Origin of the sequence: Mycobacteroides sp. H001 (assembly GCF_001440005.1) — a bacterium.
GTDB lineage: Bacteria > Actinomycetota > Actinomycetes > Mycobacteriales > Mycobacteriaceae > Mycobacterium > Mycobacterium gwanakae.
In genome coordinates this window covers 16,794-38,226 of the sequence record NZ_LJYH01000052.1, presented here as the reverse complement: position 1 = coordinate 38,226, position 21,433 = coordinate 16,794, and the positions used below count along the sequence as shown (strand labels likewise).

Annotated in this window: 17 protein-coding genes; 12 read left to right on the top strand and 5 right to left on the bottom strand. The window is 64.4% G+C overall.

All coding sequences use genetic code 11. The features are described 5' to 3' along the window. Positions 1-50: 50 nt before the first annotated feature. The gene (locus AOT83_RS26190) at positions 51-1,016 is read right to left on the bottom strand and encodes an ABC transporter substrate-binding protein (RefSeq protein ID WP_030094291.1); all 966 of its coding nucleotides are present in this window, start codon (positions 1,014-1,016) and stop codon (positions 51-53) included. 228 nt (positions 1,017-1,244) lie between these two features. Here AOT83_RS26190 and AOT83_RS26185 point away from each other — a divergent pair, with 228 nt between their 5' ends. The 6 genes from AOT83_RS26185 to AOT83_RS26160 all read left to right on the top strand — a co-directional run bounded on the left by AOT83_RS26185 (position 1,245) and on the right by AOT83_RS26160 (position 7,331). Beyond that, positions 1,245-2,234 (top strand): hypothetical protein, encoded by a 990-nt coding sequence (locus tag AOT83_RS26185; RefSeq protein ID WP_030094292.1) that lies wholly within the window; start codon positions 1,245-1,247, stop codon positions 2,232-2,234. 163 nt (positions 2,235-2,397) lie between these two features. Next, positions 2,398-3,249 (top strand): hypothetical protein, encoded by an 852-nt coding sequence (locus tag AOT83_RS26180; protein WP_232783261.1) that lies wholly within the window; start codon positions 2,398-2,400, stop codon positions 3,247-3,249. Beyond that, entirely contained in the window at positions 3,246-4,010 is a 765-nt protein-coding gene (locus tag AOT83_RS26175) for a hypothetical protein (RefSeq protein WP_030094294.1), read from the top strand. The genes AOT83_RS26180 and AOT83_RS26175 overlap by 4 nt, the downstream gene beginning before the upstream one ends. Further along, positions 4,007-5,053 (top strand): hypothetical protein, encoded by a 1,047-nt coding sequence (locus AOT83_RS26170; protein WP_057965673.1) that lies wholly within the window; start codon positions 4,007-4,009, stop codon positions 5,051-5,053. Before AOT83_RS26175 ends, AOT83_RS26170 begins: the two co-directional genes overlap by 4 nt. A gap of 43 nt (positions 5,054-5,096) precedes the next feature. Further along, complete coding sequence (locus AOT83_RS26165; protein ID WP_030094296.1) at positions 5,097-6,188, top strand: CaiB/BaiF CoA-transferase family protein; 1,092 nt, start codon at positions 5,097-5,099, stop codon at positions 6,186-6,188. Positions 6,189-6,257: 69 nt separating this feature from the next. Then, complete coding sequence (locus AOT83_RS26160) at positions 6,258-7,331, top strand: alpha/beta hydrolase (RefSeq protein WP_057965674.1); 1,074 nt, start codon at positions 6,258-6,260, stop codon at positions 7,329-7,331. On the opposite strand, the gene AOT83_RS26155 is transcribed toward AOT83_RS26160, so the two are convergent. The 3 genes from AOT83_RS26155 to AOT83_RS27975 all read right to left on the bottom strand — a co-directional run bounded on the left by AOT83_RS26155 (position 7,320) and on the right by AOT83_RS27975 (position 9,504). Next, positions 7,320-8,498: a pyridoxal phosphate-dependent aminotransferase gene (locus tag AOT83_RS26155; RefSeq protein WP_057965675.1), complete on the bottom strand. Its 1,179-nt coding sequence runs from the start codon at positions 8,496-8,498 to the stop codon at positions 7,320-7,322. The genes AOT83_RS26160 and AOT83_RS26155 overlap by 12 nt on opposite strands. Positions 8,499-8,552: 54 nt before the next feature. After that, complete coding sequence (locus AOT83_RS26150) at positions 8,553-8,960, bottom strand: hypothetical protein (RefSeq protein ID WP_057965694.1); 408 nt, start codon at positions 8,958-8,960, stop codon at positions 8,553-8,555. A gap of 106 nt (positions 8,961-9,066) precedes the next feature. Beyond that, positions 9,067-9,504 (bottom strand): hypothetical protein, encoded by a 438-nt coding sequence (locus AOT83_RS27975; RefSeq protein ID WP_057965676.1) that lies wholly within the window; start codon positions 9,502-9,504, stop codon positions 9,067-9,069. Positions 9,505-9,721: 217 nt separating this feature from the next. Between AOT83_RS27975 and AOT83_RS26140 the strand changes: the two genes are divergently transcribed. The 6 genes from AOT83_RS26140 to AOT83_RS26115 all read left to right on the top strand — a co-directional run bounded on the left by AOT83_RS26140 (position 9,722) and on the right by AOT83_RS26115 (position 20,785). Beyond that, positions 9,722-10,930 carry an acetyl-CoA C-acetyltransferase gene (locus tag AOT83_RS26140; protein ID WP_030094301.1) on the top strand — a complete coding sequence of 403 codons (1,209 nt, stop codon included), beginning with the start codon at positions 9,722-9,724 and terminating at the stop codon, positions 10,928-10,930. A 15-nt stretch (positions 10,931-10,945) separates the two neighbouring features. Next, complete coding sequence (locus AOT83_RS26135) at positions 10,946-13,105, top strand: 3-hydroxyacyl-CoA dehydrogenase NAD-binding domain-containing protein (protein ID WP_030094302.1); 2,160 nt, start codon at positions 10,946-10,948, stop codon at positions 13,103-13,105. 542 nt (positions 13,106-13,647) lie between these two features. Next, the gene (locus tag AOT83_RS26130) at positions 13,648-15,039 is read left to right on the top strand and encodes a condensation domain-containing protein (protein ID WP_057965677.1); all 1,392 of its coding nucleotides are present in this window, start codon (positions 13,648-13,650) and stop codon (positions 15,037-15,039) included. A 51-nt stretch (positions 15,040-15,090) separates the two neighbouring features. Continuing rightward, positions 15,091-16,290, top strand: coding sequence for a serine hydrolase domain-containing protein (locus AOT83_RS26125; RefSeq protein ID WP_030094304.1), 1,200 nt, complete (start codon positions 15,091-15,093; stop codon positions 16,288-16,290). Further along, positions 16,287-17,651 (top strand): hypothetical protein, encoded by a 1,365-nt coding sequence (locus AOT83_RS26120; RefSeq protein ID WP_030094305.1) that lies wholly within the window; start codon positions 16,287-16,289, stop codon positions 17,649-17,651. Before AOT83_RS26125 ends, AOT83_RS26120 begins: the two co-directional genes overlap by 4 nt. 2 nt (positions 17,652-17,653) lie before the next feature. Next, positions 17,654-20,785, top strand: a complete 3,132-nt coding sequence (locus AOT83_RS26115; protein WP_057965678.1) for an MMPL family transporter — start codon at positions 17,654-17,656, stop codon at positions 20,783-20,785. Here the strand turns inward: AOT83_RS26115 and AOT83_RS26110 are convergent. Beyond that, the gene (locus tag AOT83_RS26110) at positions 20,712-21,380 is read right to left on the bottom strand and encodes a TetR/AcrR family transcriptional regulator C-terminal domain-containing protein (RefSeq protein WP_057965679.1); all 669 of its coding nucleotides are present in this window, start codon (positions 21,378-21,380) and stop codon (positions 20,712-20,714) included. The two genes, AOT83_RS26115 and AOT83_RS26110, sit on opposite strands and share 74 nt — an antisense overlap. Positions 21,381-21,433: the final 53 nt, after the last annotated feature.

Sequence of the window (21,433 nt, the reverse complement as noted above, 5' to 3'; positions counted from 1 at the left end):
TGATGGCGGCCACAGATTTACGTGGACACCAATGCGACGAGGGATGGCGGTTATCGCGGAGGGGGTGGCTTCAGGGCCTTTTCGAGCTGGGGTGTCAGTTGTTCGAGGGCATAGATCCGGGCTAGTGGGCCTCCGAGCCGAAGGGCGCTCACCACCGGGCTGTCCGCGGGGATGTAGACAGCGCGCCCCTCGGTGACGGCACGCAAATCGGCGAGACCGTTCGTGGACTTCGCCTGCTGTTCAGTGGCTCCCACCACCACCAGGAGGTCCTCGTCGGCCTTGGCCTTCAGCTCGTTATCGGGCACCGGGCCGGAGTATCGCTGGCTGAGGAACCCCAGACCGTCGAACACCGCGCGGCGTGGGTCGCGGAAACCCAAGAGGAAGGTGCCTTGTCCGTCGGCTACCCAATCGACCACGGCCGTGCGGTTGACCCAATGTTGATGTCCGGTGCGTATCTGGTTGTACCGAGTCCCGACCTCTTCGGATCGCATGCGCGCCCGATCAGACTTGCCCAGGGCTCGCCCGATGGTGAAGAGCTGTGTATACCAAGGTGTTTCGGCGCGATCGACTCGATCTTCCGAGACCACGGTCGGCGCGATTTTTGCCAGCTTGTCGTAACTGGGTCTGTCGATATCGGCGCCGGTGGCCAGGATGACATCGGGTTTGGCGGCCGCGATGGCATCGAAGTTCAGTTCCGAGCCCGAGACGACGGGGGGATAGGAGACCTCCGGAACGACCCAGGGGTACATCGGGTACTCCGGCAGGGTGGACCGGACACCAACGGGTTTAGTGCCCAACGACTGCACCAGATCCTGGTCGTTCCATCCCAGGGTGACGACGCGATTGGGTCGTGTCGCGAGGAACGCACCGCCGTACCGGTGGGGGATGCTGAGCGGGAACCCGTCGGGAGATAATGTCGGCGGGGCGGCGGGTGGCGGACTTTGGTTGCGAGAACACCCGGCAAGTGCCAGCAGCGTCAGCAGCGCGGCAATGACGCGCCATCCGGCAGTTGCCATGCCGAGCAAACTACCATCGCGCGACGTCGATATACGAACGTGATCGCAATCGGCTCGGGGTGAATCGAACGGGCGGGCACCGGGTTGCACGCCCACCACCTGCGAGAACGTCACCAGGCGGGACGCCGTTTACTGGACGTTGCCATTGACGCTGGGGTGGGACCTTCATACGTTTGCGCCGTTCCCAGCTCGTGCTACGGGTCAGAGCAACAGTCCAATAGGAAGCCGATGATTAAGCATCTCACCCGCCGCGCGACGGTCGCCCTCGTCGTGGCAGCCGCGGCGATGTCGCCTGCCGCCTACCCGGCAGTGGCCGATACGGCCACCCCGCTCAACGGCCTGTTCGCGTTGACTCCCGGCAGCTGCGCGGAGGGTCGCGCCACGGGCTCCTACTTCCGCATGATCTTGCCCGCGGGTGACGCCTCCGGCCCCTACCTCGCCAACGGCGATTCCACCTGCTCGGATAACACGGTCACCCTGCTGGCGCCCGGTACCGATGGTGGCCTGAAGTCCGGTGAGTATCAGCCGCAGCCCGGCAACGCATTCGATGGAAATGGAAATGCGGTGTCCGGCAGTATTACTCAGCCAGTGAAGTTCTACGGCGTGGGCTTTGCCACGGCGTCCAACCAGACCGATCCGCAGACCGGCCAGGGCACTGCCACGCCCCAGATCACCGTCAGTGGCAACAAGCTCGGCGGCGACCTCAGTGCCTTCGGCGTGACCTGGAACAACCAGGTGTTCAACCAGGGATCGCCCAAACCCGGTGGCGCGTTTCCCGGTAAGACCACACCGGTGACCGGCACCTACGACCGCAACACCGGCGCATTCATCGTCGAGTGGACCAGCCAGATCGTGGGCGGTCCTTTCAACGACTTCACCGGACTATGGCACCTGGTCGGCAAGGTCGGGGGCAGCCCCGGTGGCGCCGCGGTGGCCGAACCGCCGCCGCCTCCTCCGCCGGGTGCCCCACCGGCAGCGGCGGATGCGCCTCCCGCCGTGGCCGCGCCCGCGGCCCCTGGGCAGGTTGTCGTGCAAGCTGGGCAACAAGTGGTGGCACCGCCACCGCTGTCGGCCGGCCAGCAGCTCATCGCGCTGCCGGTTGACGACAATCCCCGCACCATCACCCCGCCATGGGTCATTGCCCTGTTGGTGTTCGTGGCGATCGGCGGCGGAATCCTGTTTGTGGTGGGGGAGCGGATCTTCAGCCGTGGCCGCTGAGCGGTTGGCTGAGACGTCTCAGCCGACCCTGCCTTCTTACGCCGACATCGTCGGTGAGGAGGCTGTTGTCGCCGAGGTCGGACCGGCGCCGCGACCCCGGTGGCGGTTTGTCGCGCTCATCGCCCTTGGTGTGCTCCTGTTCGCGTTGCCGGTGGTCACCGGAATGTTCACACGTGCCGCGGGCGGTCAGCAGCTGCTGACCGAGTTCCGGCCCTACGTGTCGTCGGAGGTGATCGCTAAGTTCCGCGGTTACCTCGATACCGTCGACGCCGCCCGTACCGATGTGCAGGCGACCCAGTCGATCGCGGGAGGACATTACGAGCGACTGGATACCTTTGTGGCGCAGTATCCGTCGATCCGTCAGGACATGAACGGTCTGCTCGATGCGGTCGAGGGTCAGGTGGGTAATTACGGGCAGTTGCGCGCCGTGGGCCCGTTCGACGTGCTGCCGTTCCTGCTGGCGGTGCCGGGACTGGTCTTGGTAGGTGCCGGTGTGTGGGGACTTCGCCGTACCGGCAACGGTGAAAAAGCTTTCGGTGCGCGGATTCTCGCGATCCTCGCGGCGGCGGTTCTCATCGCCGTGCCCTTCGCGGACGGGCTCTTCTCCCGTGCCCCGGCGGGTGCGCAGCTCATCGACGCATTCACCCCGATCATGACCCACGAGCGGGTGGCCGCGGTGCAGCGGCACTTCGTGGTGCTGGTCGCGGCGGAAGGGGAGTTGGACACCCAGTTCCTGGGTGATTTGCGGCAGCATGACTCGGCCCACGCGGTTCCGGGTATCGACGCGTTCGTTTCGCAATGGCAGCCCATGACAGCGGATTTCGCTTCGCTGATCGGGGTGATGGCCGACAACGTCGACAATTTCGGCAGGGTGGTGGCGCTCGATCGGATCACGGCCCCGCTGGGATTCCGATCGTTCGACTACTTCGGGTGGTTCTTCCTCGTGCCCGGTGTACTGGCGGCCGCTGCCGCTATTGACGTGAAAGGAGCCGCACGGTGGCCCAGAAAACGATGACGCGCGGCACATTTGGTGTAGCGCTGGCGGCCGTGGTGCTGGTGACGGCTCCGGCCTGTGGATCGGAGAAGCCGACCGAGTCTCCGCTCACCGGGCTGCTGGCATTGGAGCCCGGCAAGATCGAGGGGAACAAGCTCAGCGGCACCTGGTTCAAGATGGTGCAGCCGGGCGGTAACCCCCAAGAGGGTCCGTTCATGCCCAATGCGAATTCTCCTGTGCCGCAAGGGGCAGCTACTCTGCTCTCGCCGGGCGCAGATGGCGGTTTGGTACTGGGCGACTACCAGGGTGAGCCGGATCCGGCGTTCGATGAGGCCACCGGGTACTCGCTGGCGGCCCGCGTCACCCAGCCGACGAAGTTCTTCAATATCGAGTTCGGCATCTCCACCAACAAGATCGACCCGCAGACTCAGCGCGAGCTGCCGGCGCCCTCGGCCACGGTGGCGGGTGACCAGATTTCGGCGGACGTGTCCGCATGGGCCGCCTCGTGGAACCGCCAGGAGTTCAACCAGGGCGCGCCCAAGCCGAAACCCAAGGAGCAGGCCCAGATCCCCGGCGAGGCTCGCGCCAAGCAGGTGTGGGAGTTCGTGGCCGGGCGCTGGGTCGGCCGCGATTCTGTGGACGGCGAAAGCCCTAAAGCCACCGGTACATACGACAAGGACACCAAGAAGTTCACTCTCGACTGGACGAGTCTCATTGTGGGTGGCCCGTTCAACAGCTTCACGGGAGTCTGGCACCTCGAAGGCGTGGTGAAAGACCGATGAGTTCGACACCAGCAGAAGAGACTGCTCCGATCGCTGCTCCGATTGCTTCCGTTGGCCGCAGGTCCACCAAGGAACGCGTATTCGGGATAGCCGTAAGGGCATTCGCTGCCATCACGGTGATCGGCAGCGTGGCCGCCATTACCCAGCTCTCGTATTCGCCTGCGCGTGCACCCATCGTCGGATACCAGATCGTGAACCGCGACGGATCGATTCCCGAAGGTGCCATCCCGATCCCGGTACCCCCGCCGGGGCCGCAATTGATTGCGCCGCTGCCGCGGCCTCAGGTGCCTTCGCATCCACCGGGTCAGGCTGCGGGACCGTTTGGTGCACTGCCTTCGGTGACCGACCGCGGGCTTCCGATATCCGTCGCACAGCCCTGCCCCTTCGGCTGGCCGGCGCCCGGTCCGGATGAGCAGGGCGGGTTGGCCTCGCTGATCGATGTGGCTCCGGCCGCGGGTGTGTTCTCGTCCGAGGCGTTCGCTCCGGCTACGGCGTATGAACCGATCCTGAAGATGATGGGTCCGGTGCTGGCCCGGATCTCCCCGCTGCTCTCGCGGCATCCGTGGGCGATCGACCAGTTCGTCACCCGGTTCCAGACCGTCATGGTGCGCGTTCTCGAGGCGATCCTGCCCTACTACGGCCCCTACCGGAACGACGTCCTCAAGGCCGAGGGCGATCTCGCAAAGGCGTTGACTCCCTTTCTGGAAAGCCTGTACAACACGCCGACGGCGCAATGCCTCGTCGCGTGGGAGGCGCAGCGCATTCGGGACGCGCGTGGGGGCCGCCCACCGGCGCTGCGCCTGCATGATCTGGGCAAGGTGATTGATCTGTACCGTTCGACGCACTGGCGTGAGGGCGACGATGATCCGCCACCTCCGCCGCTGCCGGCCTACGAGTTCACGCCGGCGCCCGCGCCCCCACCGGCCTCGGATGCTCCGGCCGCCCCGAGCACGTCGCGACCGGTGATCCCCAACTTCCCGACACCGACCCCGGCCCCGGCGCCCACACAGACGTCGTCACCGGCCATCTCCTCGTCTCTCTAGCCGCACTTCCCAACCAACGGGTTGAGTGGCTAGGGTGACCCTCATGGGTGACACTGGCGTCAAGACAGGCCCTCTCGCGGGCGTAAAGGTGATCGAGCTCGGCGGTATCGGCCCTGGGCCGCATGCGGCGATGATGTTGTCCGACTTGGGGGCAGACGTCATTCGGGTGCGTCGTCCCGGTGGTCTCGCCATCCCCGCCGAGGAGACGGACCTGTTTCACCGCGGTAAGCGCCTGGTCAACCTGGACGTCAAGAAGGATCCCGAGGCGCTGCTGGCGCTCGTCGACAAGGCCGATGTGTTGCTGGATCCCTTCCGGCCCGGGGTGTGCGAGCGAATCGGGATCGGACCCGAGGAATGCGCCAAGCGCAACCCGCGGCTGATCTTCGCCCGAATGACGGGCTGGGGTCAGACCGGCCCGATGGCCGACCGGGCAGGCCATGACATCAACTACCTGTCGCTGACCGGCGCGCTGGGGTCGATGGGCTACAAGGACCGCCCACCGATGCCGCCGATGAACCTCGTCGCGGATTTTGGTGGTGGCTCAATGCTTTTGGTGCAGGGCATCCTGGCCGCGCTGTATGAGCGCGAGAAGTCGGGCAAGGGGCAGGTCATCGATGGCGCGATGGTCGACGGCGTCAGCCAGTTGGCTCAGATGCAATGGACGATGTACAACAACGGACTGCTGTTCGACGAGCGCGAGTCGGGGCTGCTCGACGGCGGTGCGCCGTTCTACGGCACCTACGAGACCGCCGACGGCAAGTACATGGCGGTGGGATCCATCGAGCCACAGTTCTTCGCGATTTTGGTGCAGGGCCTGGGGCTGGACCCCGAGAGCGTTCCGTTCCAGCTCGACAAGGCGCGCTACCCCGAGATGCGCAAGCTGTTCGACGATGCGTTCAAGACCAAGACCCGCGACGAATGGACCGAGATCTTCATCGGTACCGACGCCTGCGTGTCACCGGTGCTCACCTGGGGTGAGGCCAAGCAGAATGCGCACCTTCGCGATCGCGGCACCATCACCGATGTCAACGGCGTGACCCAGGCCGCGCCGGCTCCGCGCTTCTCGCGGACGCCGAGCGGGCCCATCGAGGCGCCGCCGAAGGACACGACCGAGCTCGCCGATATCGGCTGGTGACTTAGCCGAGATTGTCGGTACTAGGTACTGGTAGTCTCATCCCGAGCAATGACGCTATGAGGAGGCTTGATGACCACTGCCCGACACGCCGCCGAATCCCGGCTGGCCGCCGCCGTCACATACGCGGGGCCGGAATGGATGGGCAAGGCCAATTGGCATTCGGTGGCCGAGACCTATCTGTTCAAGGCAGTCGGTAAGCCGGGGCTCTATGCGCTGACCCGGCTGATGCTGGCCGTCAACCGCCGGTTCCCTGACGCTCTGCTGAATCGGCGATACGACGGACTGGAACGTCTCATGGGCTGGATGCCAGGCGTGTCCGGAACCCGCACGGAGCCTGTGCAATTGCCGAACTGCGCGGCCGAATGGACGTGGAATGCTAAGAATGAACCGGGGCCGGACGCGCCGGTGGTCATCTACTTCCACGGGTCGGCGTTCATCGCGTTGGGGATCAACAGCCATCGCCCGTTGGTCAGCCATATCGCGCGTGACTCCGGTGCACGGGCGCTGAGCGTGGGTTACCGGTTGTGCCCGCGCAATCTGGTCGAAGATGCCGTCGCCGACGGTGTCGATGCGTACCGCTACGTGTTGAGTCAGGGCGTCGCCCCCGAGAACATCGTGCTCGCAGGCGATTCGGCCGGAGGCTTCCTGGCGGCCATGACCGCCCTCGCGGTGCGCGATGAGGGCTTGACGCCGCCCGCGGGATGCGTGCTGATCTCGGCGGCGACCAACAACGACATGGAGCCGAAATATGCTGCCGCCAAGCGCGTCGGCGATGCCATGTTCCCCGTCGACTTCTTGAAGATGATCAACGACGTGTTCCTGTTGCGCAACGGTGCACGCGAGCCGGGGCCATGCCCGGCGGATGCCGACCTGACCGGACTGGGGCCGTTCCTGCTGCAGGTCGGCTCGCAGGAAGCGTTGCGACCGGACTCCGAGCTGTTGGCGGAACGTCTTGTCGCCGCCGGAGTTCCGGTGCGGTTGCAGATTTTCGACCGCGCCATTCACGTGTTCCAGGTGTTCGCGGCGACCAACCCGGACGCCCGGCGGGCGGTGGGAGAGATCACCGAGTTCATCAAGGTCCTGCCGGGGCTGGCCAGGGCGCGGCAGCGTCCCGACACGATCGCGACGGGACTAACCTCCTAGCCGCGCCAGGCGGGATATTGCCTCGTCGATCACCGCATCACGTTTGGCGAAGGTGAACCGCACCAGGTGATTCCATTGATTGGCCGTGTCGGTGTTGGGGTCGCAAAAGGCGCTTACCGGAACCGCCGCTACGCCGACGGTTTCCGGTAGGCGCCGACAAAGTTCTGCGCTGTCGCTGAATCCCAGGGGGCGTGGATCTGCGCAGATGAAGTACCCGCCGTGGCTGCTGTGCACCTCGAAGCCCAGGCCGGTGAGCGCCTCAGCGAGACGATCGCGCCTGCGCTGCAAGGACTCTCGTAGATTCTTTACCCAGGCCTGTTCGGTGTCGAGGGCTACCGCTACGGCCGGCTGAAACGGTGCACCGCCGACGTAGGAAAGGAACTGCTTGGCGGCGCGCACGCCCGTGATCAACTCTGGTGTGCCACAAGCCCAGCCGATCTTCCAGCCGGTGCAGTTGAACGTCTTGGCGGCGCTGGAGATCGTCACGGTGCGATCGGCCATCCCGGGCAGGCTGGCCATGGGTGTCTGGGTGCGCCCGTCGAAGAGCAATCGCTCGTACACCTCGTCGGAGATGACCAGCAGATCGTGTTCGACCGCCAGCTCAGCGACCCGTGCCAATTCGGAGTCGGTGAACACCTTGCCCGTTGGATTGTGCGGGGAGTTGATGATCAGTGCCGCGGTCCGGGGTGTGATGGCGGCCGCGAGCGCGTCGGTGTCTAATGCGAAGCCCGCTCCGTCGGGAACGAGTGGCACCGGGACGCGAACGGCGCCCGCCATGGCCACCACGGCGGCATACGAGTCGTAGTAGGGCTCGATCAAAATGACCTCGGAGCCGGGTTCGACGAGGCCGAGGACCGCACCCGCGATTGCTTCGGTGGCGCCGACGGTGACCAGCACCCGCGTATCCGGATCGAGTTCCTCGCCATAGCGGGCGAGTCGGTCGGCGGCGATGGCCCGGCGCAGTTCGGGAACACCCAACCCGGGCGGGTACTGATTGAGGCCCGAACGGATGGCCTGCTGTGCCGCGTCCAGCATGGATGCGGGCCCGTCTTCGTCGGGGAAACCCTGGCCCAGATTGATTGCGTCGTGTTGGACGGCGAGGGCCGACATCTCGGCGAAGATCGTTGCGCCGAAGGGGCGCAATCGTTTGACGGTCTTCGGGTTCACGCTGGCCCGTGTTCGGTGCTACCCGGCTTCATGCCGGGCAGCCTACCGGCGGACCTAGCAGCTGGGCGGTTCGAAGGACAGGTCGGTATCCGGTATCGGGCAGAAGTAGTGGCTGAATCCGGGATTGCCACGGTCCCGGTTGTCCACGAAGACCTCCACATCCCGGTCCGCCCGGTACACCCGGTAGTAGGTGGTGGTGTCCTCGAGGAAGAAATTGGCGACGGTGGTCCTCAGCTCCGCACCGGTGCCCGCCGCGCGGGCCTGACGCATGCAGTTCAGATAGTTCGGGGGGATCTCGTGTGAGGGCGGCAGCATGCGCAGGCGGCCACAATTCTGCAGCGGTGCGCGCTGCTCGAATGCGGTGTCGGGGGACAGGGGTTCCGGCTCGGCCTGTGCTGCCGGCGGACACACGGCGGCGGCAACCGCCAAGGTCGCCGTCGCGATGCAGAGTCGTGTGAGCATCGCTTCAGGCTTGTCGCCCACGGTGTAAAAGCGGGAGGTTTCGGCGAAATCTCGTCGAAGAGCACCGCACAGCGCGTGCCCGCTTGGGGGTCGCACCCCAGACGGCCTATCGGTCGGGCTGGTCTGACGGTGAGTCGCACCTGGGGTCGCCGGGGTAATTGAGCGGTGCGGCCCAGCAGAAGAAGTGGTTCCAGCGGCCATTGCCGAACTGGTCCGCGCTGAAGTCGACGAAGACCTCCACCCTCTGGTCGCGCGAGAACACTCGGTAATACGTCGTGATGGGATCGCCCTCGGTAGTGGATTCGACGATCTTGAGTTCACCGCCACGGCCCGAGGCTCTGGCGTTGTTCATGCAGTCGCGCTGTGCGGCGGGCAGGTCCTGCCGGACGAACCTGTATGCCCCGCAGCTAGGAAGGGCCGCGCGTTCGGTGAAGGCGGCAGGCGGTGGCGAGGCCGCGGGGCAGTGGATAGTCCTTGCGTCCAGCCAGTACCAGCCCATCCACACCGCGAATATTGCGAGAACTGCAATGGCGCCGATGACCACGCGTCTTAGCGGTAGAGACCGAGTCCGCAGCACACTTCGAGCGTACCGGCATCAGATTCCCAACCAACGGGTTGGGAGGGCTGCTTACCATGGGGACGCCACCCTGGTCTAACGTAAGGCTGTCTCGGCGAAACTGACCCGGAGTCAACCCGGCGTCACAAGGCTGCGGCACTTGCACCACATGCCCCATACGCACCCCCTATAAGGACGTATACCCATGACTGAAGCATTCATCTACGAGGCCATCCGCACGCCTCGCGGCAAGCAGCGCGGCGGCGCCCTCAACGAGGTCAAGCCGCTGAACCTGGTGGTCGGCCTGATCGACGAGATCCGTCGCCGTTTCCCCGACCTGGACGAGAACCTGATCAGCGACGTCGTGCTCGGTGTCGTTGCCCCCGTGGGCGATCAGGGTGGCGACATCGCCCGCACCGCGGTGCTGGCCGCTGGCCTGCCCGATACCGTCGGTGGCGTTCAGCTCAACCGTTTCTGTGCTTCCGGTCTGGAAGCAGTCAACGTCGCCGCACAGAAGGTCCGTTCCGGTTGGGACGACCTGGTGCTCGCCGGTGGTGTCGAGTCGATGTCGCGCGTGCCGATGGGCAGCGACGGCGGGGCCTGGGCCTCGGACCCGGCCACCAACTACGACGTGTCCTTCGTGCCGCAGGGCATCGGTGCCGACCTGATCGCCACCATCGAAGGCTTTACCCGTGACGACGTCGACGCTTACGCCGCTCGCTCGCAGGACCGTGCGGCAGCCGCGTGGTCCGGCGGTTACTTCGCCAAGTCCGTTGTGCCGGTTAAGGACCAGAACGGCCTGCTCATCCTGGACCACGACGAGCACATGCGTCCGGGCACCACGGCCGCGGACCTGGGCAAGCTGAAGCCCGCGTTCGAGGGCCTGGCCGCACTCGGCGGCTTCGACGATGTTGCGCGCATCAAGTACCACTACGTCGAGAAGATCAACCACGTGCACACCGGCGGCAACAGCTCGGGCATCGTCGACGGCGCCGCCCTGGTGCTGGTGGGCTCCGAAGAAGCCGGCAAGTCGCAGGGTCTGACCCCGCGTGCCCGTGTCGTGGCGACTGCCACCACCGGTAGCGAGCCGCTGATCATGCTGACCGGACCTACTCCGGCCACCCAGAAGGTGCTCGACCGCGCCGGGCTGACCGTGGACGACATCGATCTGTTCGAGCTGAACGAGGCGTTCGCCTCGGTGGTCCTGAAGTTCCAGAAGGACCTGAACATCCCGGACGAGAAGCTCAACGTCAACGGCGGCGCCATCGCCATGGGCCACCCGCTGGGCGCCACCGGTGCCATGATCACCGGAACCATGGTCGACGAGCTGGAGCGTCGCGGCCTCAAGCGTGCCCTCATCACCCTGTGCGTCGGCGGCGGCATGGGTGTGGCCACCATCATCGAGCGAGTGTAGGGAGAACCAGAACCAATGAGTGCAAACACAATTCAGTGGGAAAAGGATGCCGACGGCATCGTCACCCTCACCCTGGACGACCCCAACGGTTCGGCCAACGTCATGAACGACGACTACAAGCAGTCGATGGCTGCGGCCGTCAAGCGCCTTGTGGAGGAGAAGGATTCGATCACCGGCGTGGTGGTCACCAGCGCCAAGAAGACCTTCTTCGCCGGTGGTGACCTCACCAAGATCATCCAGATCCAGCCGGAGAACGCCCAGGAGGCTTTCAACGAGGTCGAGGAGATCAAGAAGGACCTGCGCACGCTGGAGACCTTCGGTCGTCCGGTCGTGGCCGCCATCAACGGTGCCGCCCTCGGTGGTGGCCTGGAGATCGCATTGGCCACCCATCACCGGATTGCGGCCGATGTCAAGGGATCTCAGATTGGCTTGCCCGAGGTATCGCTGGGTCTGCTGCCCGGCGGCGGTGGCGTCACCCGCGTGACCCGCATGCTCGGCATCCAGAACGGCTTCGTCACCGTGTTGGCGCAGGGCACCCGGTTCAACCCGACCAAGGCCAAGGAAGTCGGCCTGATCGATGAGCTGGTTGGCTCCGTCGACGAGCTGATCCCCGCCGCCAAGGCGTGGATCAAGGCGAACCCGGAGGCCGTGCAGCGTTGGGATGTCAAGGGATACAAGATCCCCGGTGGCACCCCCTCCACGCCGGCGCTGGCGGCCATCCTGCCGTCGTTCCCGTCGAACCTGAAGAAGCAGCTCAAGGGCGCGCCGATGCCGGCCCCGCGGGCGATCCTGGCCGCCGCGGTCGAGGGTGCCCAGGTGGACTTCGATACGGCCAGCCGTATCGAGAGCCGTTACTTCACCAGCCTGACCACCGGCCAGGTCGCCAAGAACATGACGCAGGCGTTCTTCTTCGACCTGCAGACGATCAACGGCGGCGGGTCACGTCCGGATGGCATCGCCAAGCAGGAGATCAAGAAGATCGGTGTGCTGGGCGCGGGCATGATGGGTGCCGGTATCGCCTACGTCTCGGCCAAGGCCGGTTACGACGTCGTGCTGAAGGACGTCTCGCTCGAGGCGGCCCAGAAGGGCAAGGGCTACTCGGAAAAGCTTGAGGAGAAGGCTCTTTCGCGCGGCAAGACCACCGCGGAGAAGTCGGCTGCGCTGCTGGCCAAGATCACCCCGACCGCAGATCCGGCCGACCTGGCAGGCGTCGACTTCGTGGTCGAGGCGGTCTTCGAGAACACCGAGCTCAAGCACAAGGTGTTCCAGGAGATCGAGGACATCGTCGAGCCCAACGCGCTGCTTGGCTCCAACACCTCCACCCTGCCCATCACCGGGCTGGCCGCGGGTGTGAAGCGCCAGGAGGACTTCATCGGCATCCACTTCTTCTCGCCCGTCGACAAGATGCCGCTGGTGGAGATCATCCGCGGTGAGAAGACCTCGGACGAGGCGCTGGCCCGGGTGTTCGACTACGTGCTGGCCATCAAGAAGACCCCGATCGTCGTCAACGACAGCCGTGGCTTCTTCACCTCGCGCGTCATCGGCACGTTCGTCAACGAGGCCGTCGCGATGCTGGCCGAGGGCATCGAGCCCTCGACCATCGAGCAGGCCGGCAGCCAGGCCGGATACCCGGCGCCGCCGCTGCAGCTGTCGGATGAGCTGAACCTGACGCTCATGCAGAAGATCCGCAAGGAGACCGTCGAGGCGGCCAAGGCCGAGGGCAAGGATCTGCCGGACGATCCGGCGGGCGGCGTCATCGACACCCTGGTGGATGCGGGACGCCCGGGCCGTCTGGGTGGTGCCGGCTTCTACGACTACGTGGACGGCAAGCGCACCGAGCTGTGGCCCGGCCTGCGCACGACGTTCAACACCCGATCGGGTGCTGACGCGGCCAACCCGCCGCTGCAGGACCTCATCGACCGCATGCTGTTCGCGGAGGCCATCGAAACGCAGAAGTGTTTCGACGAGGGTGTGTTGACCTCGACCGCCGATGCCAACATCGGCTCGATCTTCGGCATCGGCTTCCCGCCGTGGACCGGCGGTGTGCACCAGTACATCGTTGGGTACGAGGGCCCCGCAGGTAAGGGCAAGGCTGGATTCGTTGCTCGTGCAAAGGAATTGGCCGCCAAGTACGGCGACCGATTCACCCCGCCTGCGTCGCTGCTGGACGCGTAGGTACCGCTCAACGGCACTACAGCCGCTCACCCTCCGGGGTGGGCGGCTGTAGTCGTTTTACGGCTCGTCGTGACGGTGCGGACGGAGCCCGCCCGATGCGTGTCCCCGAAGATTCAGCAGATTTAGAGTCGGTTACCAGAAGTGGCCGATCCAGAGGAGTGGTCCACGCCACAACGATGGTGGCTGCCGTGGTGGCCCACAAAAAATCACCCAGATCTCGCGGGTTCTCTGCTGGCACTACAGACATAGTTATTGATACTTCGCGTAACCAGATATGAATGGCCAGGTCATACGGTATTTCTATGTAGTAGTTGTATTTGCGGGAATTGGGTTACCGTAAGTCTTACGGGAAGTTGCTGTCATATGGCGTAACGCGGCGTTACCCACAGTTCACTAGCTATTTCTTTGATGGAACGTACCTTTGCGAGATATTTATTCGCTACGCTGCTCGCAATGATTAATGTCTTTGCCGTCCGCACTGTCGCAGGCAAATCGAGCATGGTCACGCTCGTAGTCCAGATCGCTGAACAGGAATAGGGACGATGGTTGCACTCGGAACGATCCACGATTGGCGCCCCAAGCCGGGAACCGTCATTTCCTGGAGTGCTTCGCCAGGCGCCCGTCAGGTCGCCGCCCAGGCTCCTGCCAGCATGGTGCCGCCCAGCTATCAGCAGGCCCAGCATGTGCGTTCGTACCGGGATCTGGCCCGTCAGGACCGCGAGATGGCCCGTTTGGGAATCGGTTCCTGGGATGTCCCAGGTGTCTGCGATATCGATGCGATGACCGCGGCGATCAACGCACATCTGCGACGGCACGACACCTACCACTCGTGGTTCGAGTTCGACAGGGCCGACAACATCGTCCGGCATGTGATCGAGGATCCGCAGACCATCGACTTCGTGCCGCAGGATCACGGGCTGCAGGGGCCCGACGAGATCCGCGCGCACCTGCTGCGTACCTCGGGTACTCCGCTCTCGTGGGACTGCTTCACGTTCGGGGTGATTCAACGTGCGGATCACTTCACGGTGTACCTGAGCGTTGATCATCTACACACCGACGGCATGTCGACCGGCATCCTGTACGTCGAGATCCAGTTGATGTACGCCAGCCTGGTGCACGGGGCGGCACTGGAACTCCCGGCTCCCGCGGGATATCTGGATTTCTCCGCCCGTGAGCGCGCGCACAACCAGTCCATGAGCCTGGACTCCTTCGAGGTGCAGACCTGGCTCCGGTACGCGCGGGACAACGGGGGTACGCTGCCCGACTTCGTCCTGCCGCTCGGCGACCGATCTGTGCCGAACGTCGGCGGCATGGTCGCGGCCCAGCTGCTCGATGCCGAGCAGACGGTGGCATTCGAAAAGGCTTGCGAACAGGCGGGTGTGCGGTTCAGCGGTGGTGTGTTCGCCTGCACCGCACTGATCGACCGCGAGCTCAACGGCGCCGACGTCTTCTACGGCATCACCCCGTACGACACCCGCAGCACCGCCGAGGAGCAGATGTCGGTGGGGTGGTACGCGAGCTTCATTCCCTTCGTGGTGGATATGTCGGAGGACTCCTTCGCGCGGGTCGCGCGATCGGCGCAGAAGTCGTTCGACGAATGCCAGCCGCTGGCCAAGGTTCCGTTTGAGCGCGCGCTGGAGCTCGCCGGTCCTGAGTCGGGGTTGGCCGCCCCCGAATACGTGGTTCCGATGGTGTCTTTCCTGGATGCGCGCAAGATCCCGGTCAGTGCCGAATGGGACCGCATCAATGGCGGAATCTACGGGGACAGCCGTTCTTCCGATCAGGTGTGTATGTGGGTCAACAGGTTTGAGAATGAAACCAACCTGACCATCTCGTTCCCCGACAACGCTGTCGCCCGTGAATCTGTGTCGCGCTATTTCGATGTGGCTCGCAGGGTGTATCAGCGTGTCGCGCAGTCACAGTTCGTTTCCTGATTCCGCGGCATTGCGGCCGCATTTGAGCAGCAGTGAAAGGTTGGCACCGTCATGAGCACAAGCCTTGATGTCGCGGTGAATGGAACCAGCTCACCGGATTTCGACAATGTTCGGCGCGCGTTTGCACTGAATTTCCTGGAGAACGACGAGCTGGGCGCGGCGGTCGCGATCTGGGTCGACGGTGAGCTCGTCGTCAATCTGTGGGCCGGATGGGCCGACGAGGCCCGCACCCGTCCCTGGACCGAGGACACCTTGGCGCCGGTGTATTCGGGCACCAAGGGATTGATGAGCACCTGCGTTCACATGCTGATCGAGCGCGGTGTGCTGGACCTGCATGCGCCGGTCGCGCGGTACTGGCCCGAATTCGGCCAGGCCGGTAAGGAATCCATCACGCTGGCCATGGTGCTCGGGCACCGGTCGGGTGTGATCGGGCCGCGTACCAGGTTGACGCCGGAGCAGGCCGCCAACTGGGACGAAGTGTGCGAGCACATCGCCAGAGCGACACCGTGGTGGGAGCCCGGCACCGCGCAGGGTTACCACATGGCGACGTTCGGGTTCATCCTGGGCGAGGTCGTCCGCCGGACCACGGGTAAGACGCTCGGGCAGTTCCTGCGCACCGAGATTGCCGAGCCGTACGGGCTCGACGTACATGTCGGGCTGCCGCACAGCGAGCACCACCGGTGCGCGGAGCTGGTCAACAAGCCGTTCCTGCGCGATGTGTTCCGCGGCGCGCCTGGGGAGTTCGAGTGCATGAGCGACCACCCACTGGCGGGCCCGCTCATCTCGGGCGACTTCATCCCCGATGACGAGATAGCGCGCAAGGACATCGCGATGTGGCGGGCGCTGGAGTTCCCCGGGACCAACGCCCACGTTTCGGCGCTGGGCATGGCGACCTTCTACAACGCGATGGCGCTTGGCAAGTTGCTCAGCCACGATCACATGGATGTGGTGCGGGTGTCGCAGGGCGGGTTCGATCCCGACGTCGTGCTGGGGCCCCGGGTCGCCAACCATGGATGGGGCCTGGGCTACATGCTCAATCAGCGCTGCTATGCCGGTCCTAACCAGAAGACCTTCGGGCACGGCGGATCCGGTGGCTCGTACGCCTTTGTCGACCTCGAGCACCGCATCGGTTACTCGTATGTGATGAACCAGTTCGATGTGACCAAAGCAGATGCCGACCCTCGTAGTGTGCGGCTGATCAACGAGCTCTACACCACCCTGGGGGTGTCGCCGGCGGGAGAGTCGCTGTGACGGCCACGATCCCGGGCATCGACGCGCCGCCGCGCGGCACAACCCTGTCGATCTCTCATCTGGACTTCGTCGATCAGGCGTCCTTCCTGGGGCTGCGGGCCACCGAGCTGTCCACACTGAGTCAGATGGTCTGGATCTACGAGCGCGATATCGACACCGACCGCCTGCGCAGATTTCATGCCAACCTGGGCCGGGGGCTGCTCGGGCGGCGAATCGAGCGTTCCCGCTTGCCTTTTGGTCGCCATCGCTGGGTACTTGATGCGGCGTGCCACCCCATTGATGTCGAACTCGCACCGTTGCCACGCAACGAACTGCAGGATTGGGTGCACCGGCACGCCCAGCTGCCGATCGATCCCGAGCACGGCCCGGCCTGGCGGCTCGGTGTCAGCCGATTCACCGATGGTGCGACCGCGGTGAGTCTGGTGATCTCGCACAGCATCGCCGACGGTGTGGGCATGTGCCGGGCCATCGCCGATGCCACCAATGATGCGGACCTCCCACTGGGTTACGCGGCACCGCAGTCGCGCAAGCGCGTGCGCAGCGTGCGGGAGGACCTGCGGCGCACCCGGCATGACCTGCCGGATACCGCGCGGGCCTTTCGAAAAGCCACCAAGATGCTGAGCTCGCGGCGCCAGGACATCAAGCACGCGGGCCGGCCCGCTACCGAGGAGCACATCGAGCAGATTCCAGCGGCGACCGTGTATCTGGACGAAAGCCACTGGGACACACACGCACGTGAGCGTGGCGGTACCAGCAACTCGCTGGTGGGCGCGTTTGCCGCGCAACTTGCCACCAAGGTGGGCAGGCTCGGTCCGGACGGCCGGGTCACGTTGTCCATGCCGGTCAACGAGCGCACCGAGGGCGATCACCGTGCCAACGCCATGACATCGGTGATGTTCGCGATCGATCCGGCGGAACTGACCACCGACCTGCGCGGAATCCGCAGAGCCACCAAGGAGGTGCTCTCCGGCCTGCAGGACACCCCCGACGAAAAGTGGGCACTGCTCCCGCTGACGCCATTCATCCCGAAGGCGGCCGCACGCCGGCTCGCCGATGTGGCGCTGGAGTACAACGATTATCCCGTCGGATGCTCGAATGTGGGGCCGCTGGATCCCGATGTGAATCGTCCCGACGGGACCCATGCCGACTACGTGTTCTGCAAACTGGCCGAGCAACGGGTGCGGCCCGACAAGGTGCTGAGCACCTACGGACAGCTCTTCCTCGCGTCCGGGAGGGTCAACGAGAAGATCTTCCTGGCCGTTGTCGGCTACCAACCCGGTGTGATCGAATCACGCGCTGACCTGACCAATCTGCTGACCGAGACGCTTGAGGACTTCGGTATGCGCGGTGTGATCGAGTAGTCGTGGCGGACAACACAGGTGGCATCTACGGACTGATCGCTCGGATCGTCCGGAAGGCTCCTGTCGCCGTCATCGGGGTATGGATCGCACTGGCCGCGGTCTTGGCGCTGACCGCGCCCTCTCTGCAGAAGGCCATCGAGGAGCACCCCGTCGATCTGCTGCCCAAGGACGCTCCCGTCATGGAGACCACGCGGCAGATGGTCGAATCGTTCCAAGAGTCGGGTGCACAGAACATTCTGTTGATCGTCCTCACCAACGAGAACGGGCTGACCCCCGCCGACGAGCAGACCTATCGAGTCCTCGCGGCCCGAATGCGTGAGGACACCCGCGACGTCAGCATGGTGCAGGACTTCATCACCAAACCGATGCTGCGCGAGATGATGTCGAGCACCGATGGCAAGGCGTGGTACCTGCCGGTGGGGTTGCAGGGCGAGCTTGCCACCCCCGAATCCGGCAAGGCCTACGTGGGCGCCCTGAAGATCATCAAAGAGGCGACCGCAGGCACCACCCTGAATGCCTTCACGACGGGGCCCACTGCGACCGTCGGCGATCTGACAGTGGTCGGAGAGCGTGACCTGCACAAGGTCGAAATCACCACGGCGGCTTTGGTTCTTCTCATCTTGCTGATCGTCTACCGCAATCCGGTGACGATGATGCTGCCGCTGATCGTGGTGGGTGTCTCGCTCGGCATCGCCCAGGCCGCCGTTGGTGGGCTGGCGCAGATGGGGCTGAGTATCTCGAATCAGACGCTGACCTTTATGACCGCGATGATGATGGGCGCGGGTGTCGACTACGCGGTCTTTCTCATCAGCCGATATCACGAATACGTCAAACAGGGCATGGATTCTGACAGCGCGGTGGCCGCCGCGCTGGAATCCATAGGCAAGGTCGTCGCGGCCTCGGCGGCGACGGTGGCGGTGACCTTCCTGGGCATGGGCTTCACCAAGCTGGGGATTCTGTCCACCATCGGGCCGGCGCTGAGCGTGTCCATCCTGATCGCGTTCGTGGCGTCAGTGACCTTCCTGCCCGCGGTGCTGGTCCTGGTGGGACGCCGAGGCTGGGTTAAGCCGAGAAAGGCCTATGCCAACAAGATTTGGCACCGTTCGGGCATCAACATCGTCAAACGTCCGGGCGCACACCTGGCCGTGAGCCTGGTCATCCTGATCATCCTCGCTACGTGCGGGGCAATGGTGAAGTTCGGCTACGACGACCGCAAGAACCTGCCGTCCTGGGCCGACAGTAACCTGGGCTATGCCGCGATCGAGAAGCATTTCCCGGTGAATTCGACTTTGCCGCAATATCTTTACATCAAGTCTCCGCACGATCTGCGCACTCCGCGCGGGCTGGCCGACCTGGAGCAGATGGCCGCGCGGGTGAGTCAGGTCCCCGGTGTGGACAAGGTGCGCGGCATCACCCGTCCCACGGGTGAGCCGCTGGAGGAAGCCAAGCTGTCCTACCAGGCTGGTGAGGTCGGCGGGAAGCTGGGCGATGCGTCGAATCTGATCGATGCGCGTACCAGGGATTTGGACAAGCTCGCCGCGGGCGGACATACGTTGGCGGACAAGCTCGGTGAGGTCCGCAACTCGGTGAAGAACTCACTGGGGACGGCGCGCGCACTGGTCGAGGTGCTGGCGCAGTTGCGCGGCAGCGGTAGGACGGGCACCCTCGCCGATCTGGACTCGGTGGACAAGCTGGTCACCAGCATGCATTCCCTGGGCGAGGCCATCGAGGCCAACGCCGAGGGCGCCAGCGAGGTGTATGGCTGGATCGAGCCCGTCGCCCGTGTGCTGGTCGGCAACCCGGCCTGTGAGATGGACCCCGCGTGCCGCTCCTCGCGAGACGAGATGAACAAGTTCCTGGAGACCAAACAGGATGGCACCAGGGACAGGATCGTCGAGCTCGGCCGTGAACTGAAGGCCGTCGACAATGACAAACAGATCAGTTCGACCATCGCCCGGCTGCGCACCGCGCTCAACGCCATTGATACGAATCTGCGCCGGTTGGGTCTGTCCGACTCTTACGGCATCCAGCAGAAGTTCGCCGAGGTCCTGACCGGGGTCAATTCGCTGGCCGATGGCAGCGCGCAGCTGGCCGAGGGTGTGCAGATGCTGGTGGACCAGACCAAGCAGATGGGCGGCCAGTTGGGCGATGCCTCAACGCTCCTGGTCGCCGCCAAGCGCGATGCGGCACCCGGATCGATGTCCGGCTTCTACATCCCTCAGCAGGTACTTACGCAAGACTCCTTCAAGACCGCTGCGGCGGCGTTTGTCTCGGCCGACGGCCATGCGGTGCGTTATCTGGTCCAGAGCAACCTGAATCCGTTCAGTCCCGAGGCAATGGATCAGGTCCGCGCCATCCAGGATGCGGCGCACAGCGCACAACCCAACACCACGCTGTCCGACGCGTCCATCTCGATGGCCGGATTGTCGGCGATGTACAACGACATCCGTAACTACTACAACCACGACCTGCGATTCATCATCGTGCTGACGGTGATCGTGGTGCTGCTCATCCTCGTCGCACTGCTGCGGGCCATTGTCGCTCCGCTGTATCTCATTGGTTCGGTGATCATTTCGTACGCATCGGCAGTGGGTATCGGGGTGATTGCGTTCCAGTTCATCGGTGGACAACCGTTGAGTTGGAGTGTGCCGGGCATGGCGTTCATCGTGCTGGTCGCGGTGGGCGCGGACTACAACCTGTTGTTCATCTCGCGCATCCGTGACGAATCGCCCGACGGTATCCGTTCTGGGGTCATCAAAACGGTCAAGTCGACCGGCGGTGTGATCACCTCTGCCGGAGTAATTTTCGCCGCGTCGATGTTCGGCCTGCTGATCGGAAACCTGCAGTCGATGGTGGAAGCGGGCTTCATCATCGGCATGGGCCTGCTCCTGGACACCTTCCTGGTGCGCACCATCACCATTCCTGCTCTGGTCGTGCTGTGTGGGCAGGCCAACTGGTGGCCCTCTGCGATCGTGGAACCTTGGTTCCAGAAGCATTTTTCGCGCTCGAAGGTTGACGATCAGGATGCGGCAACGCCGGAGTTGGAGGAGCCTGAGTGTCCTAGCGGCGATCCGATACCCGAGGAGCCGCTGATTTCCGTTTCCCGCGAAGCCGAGCTCGCAGGCCGTCGATGACTATCGCGAGTCCGTCCTCGAAGTCGGCATCGAAGTCGGGCTCATAAAGCTCCGAGAAGACCTCCGAGATCGCCGGATACTTCTGCAGATCGAGCTTGGCGATCAGATTTTCTTCGGTGTACGGATTGGGCCCCGGATATTCCGAGCCATCGCGGGCCTGTTGTTCGATGGTGAAACCGATTGTGTAGTGGTGGATCACGGGGGATAGCCGGGCCGCTTCGCGAACGGTGAACCCGGCCGACGTCATGGCATCGAGCATCGGCTCCAGCATGTCGGCGGCGTTGGTCACAAAGGTGCCTGCCAGGATCCGGGCGCCTTGGTGGTAGCGCAGCATCGCCTGCCGTAGTGCACGAGCGCCGTTGGCCAGGAAGATATCCCATGGCGCCGAGGTGTCGTCGAAGGCATCATGGGCATCGCTCATGATGGCCTCACCCATGAGGTCGATGAGTTCGCGCCGGTTCTTCACATGCCAGTACAGCGCCGGTGCCTGCACGCCGAGGGATGCCGCTAATGCCCGCATGGTGAGGCCGTCGCTGCCCTTTTCGTCGAGGAGGGCAAGCCCGGCACGCGCGATCGTCTCCCGATTCAAAATCACGTTGACACCTTAACATTGTTAAAGTAATTATGGAGTCAATACCAATAACGACG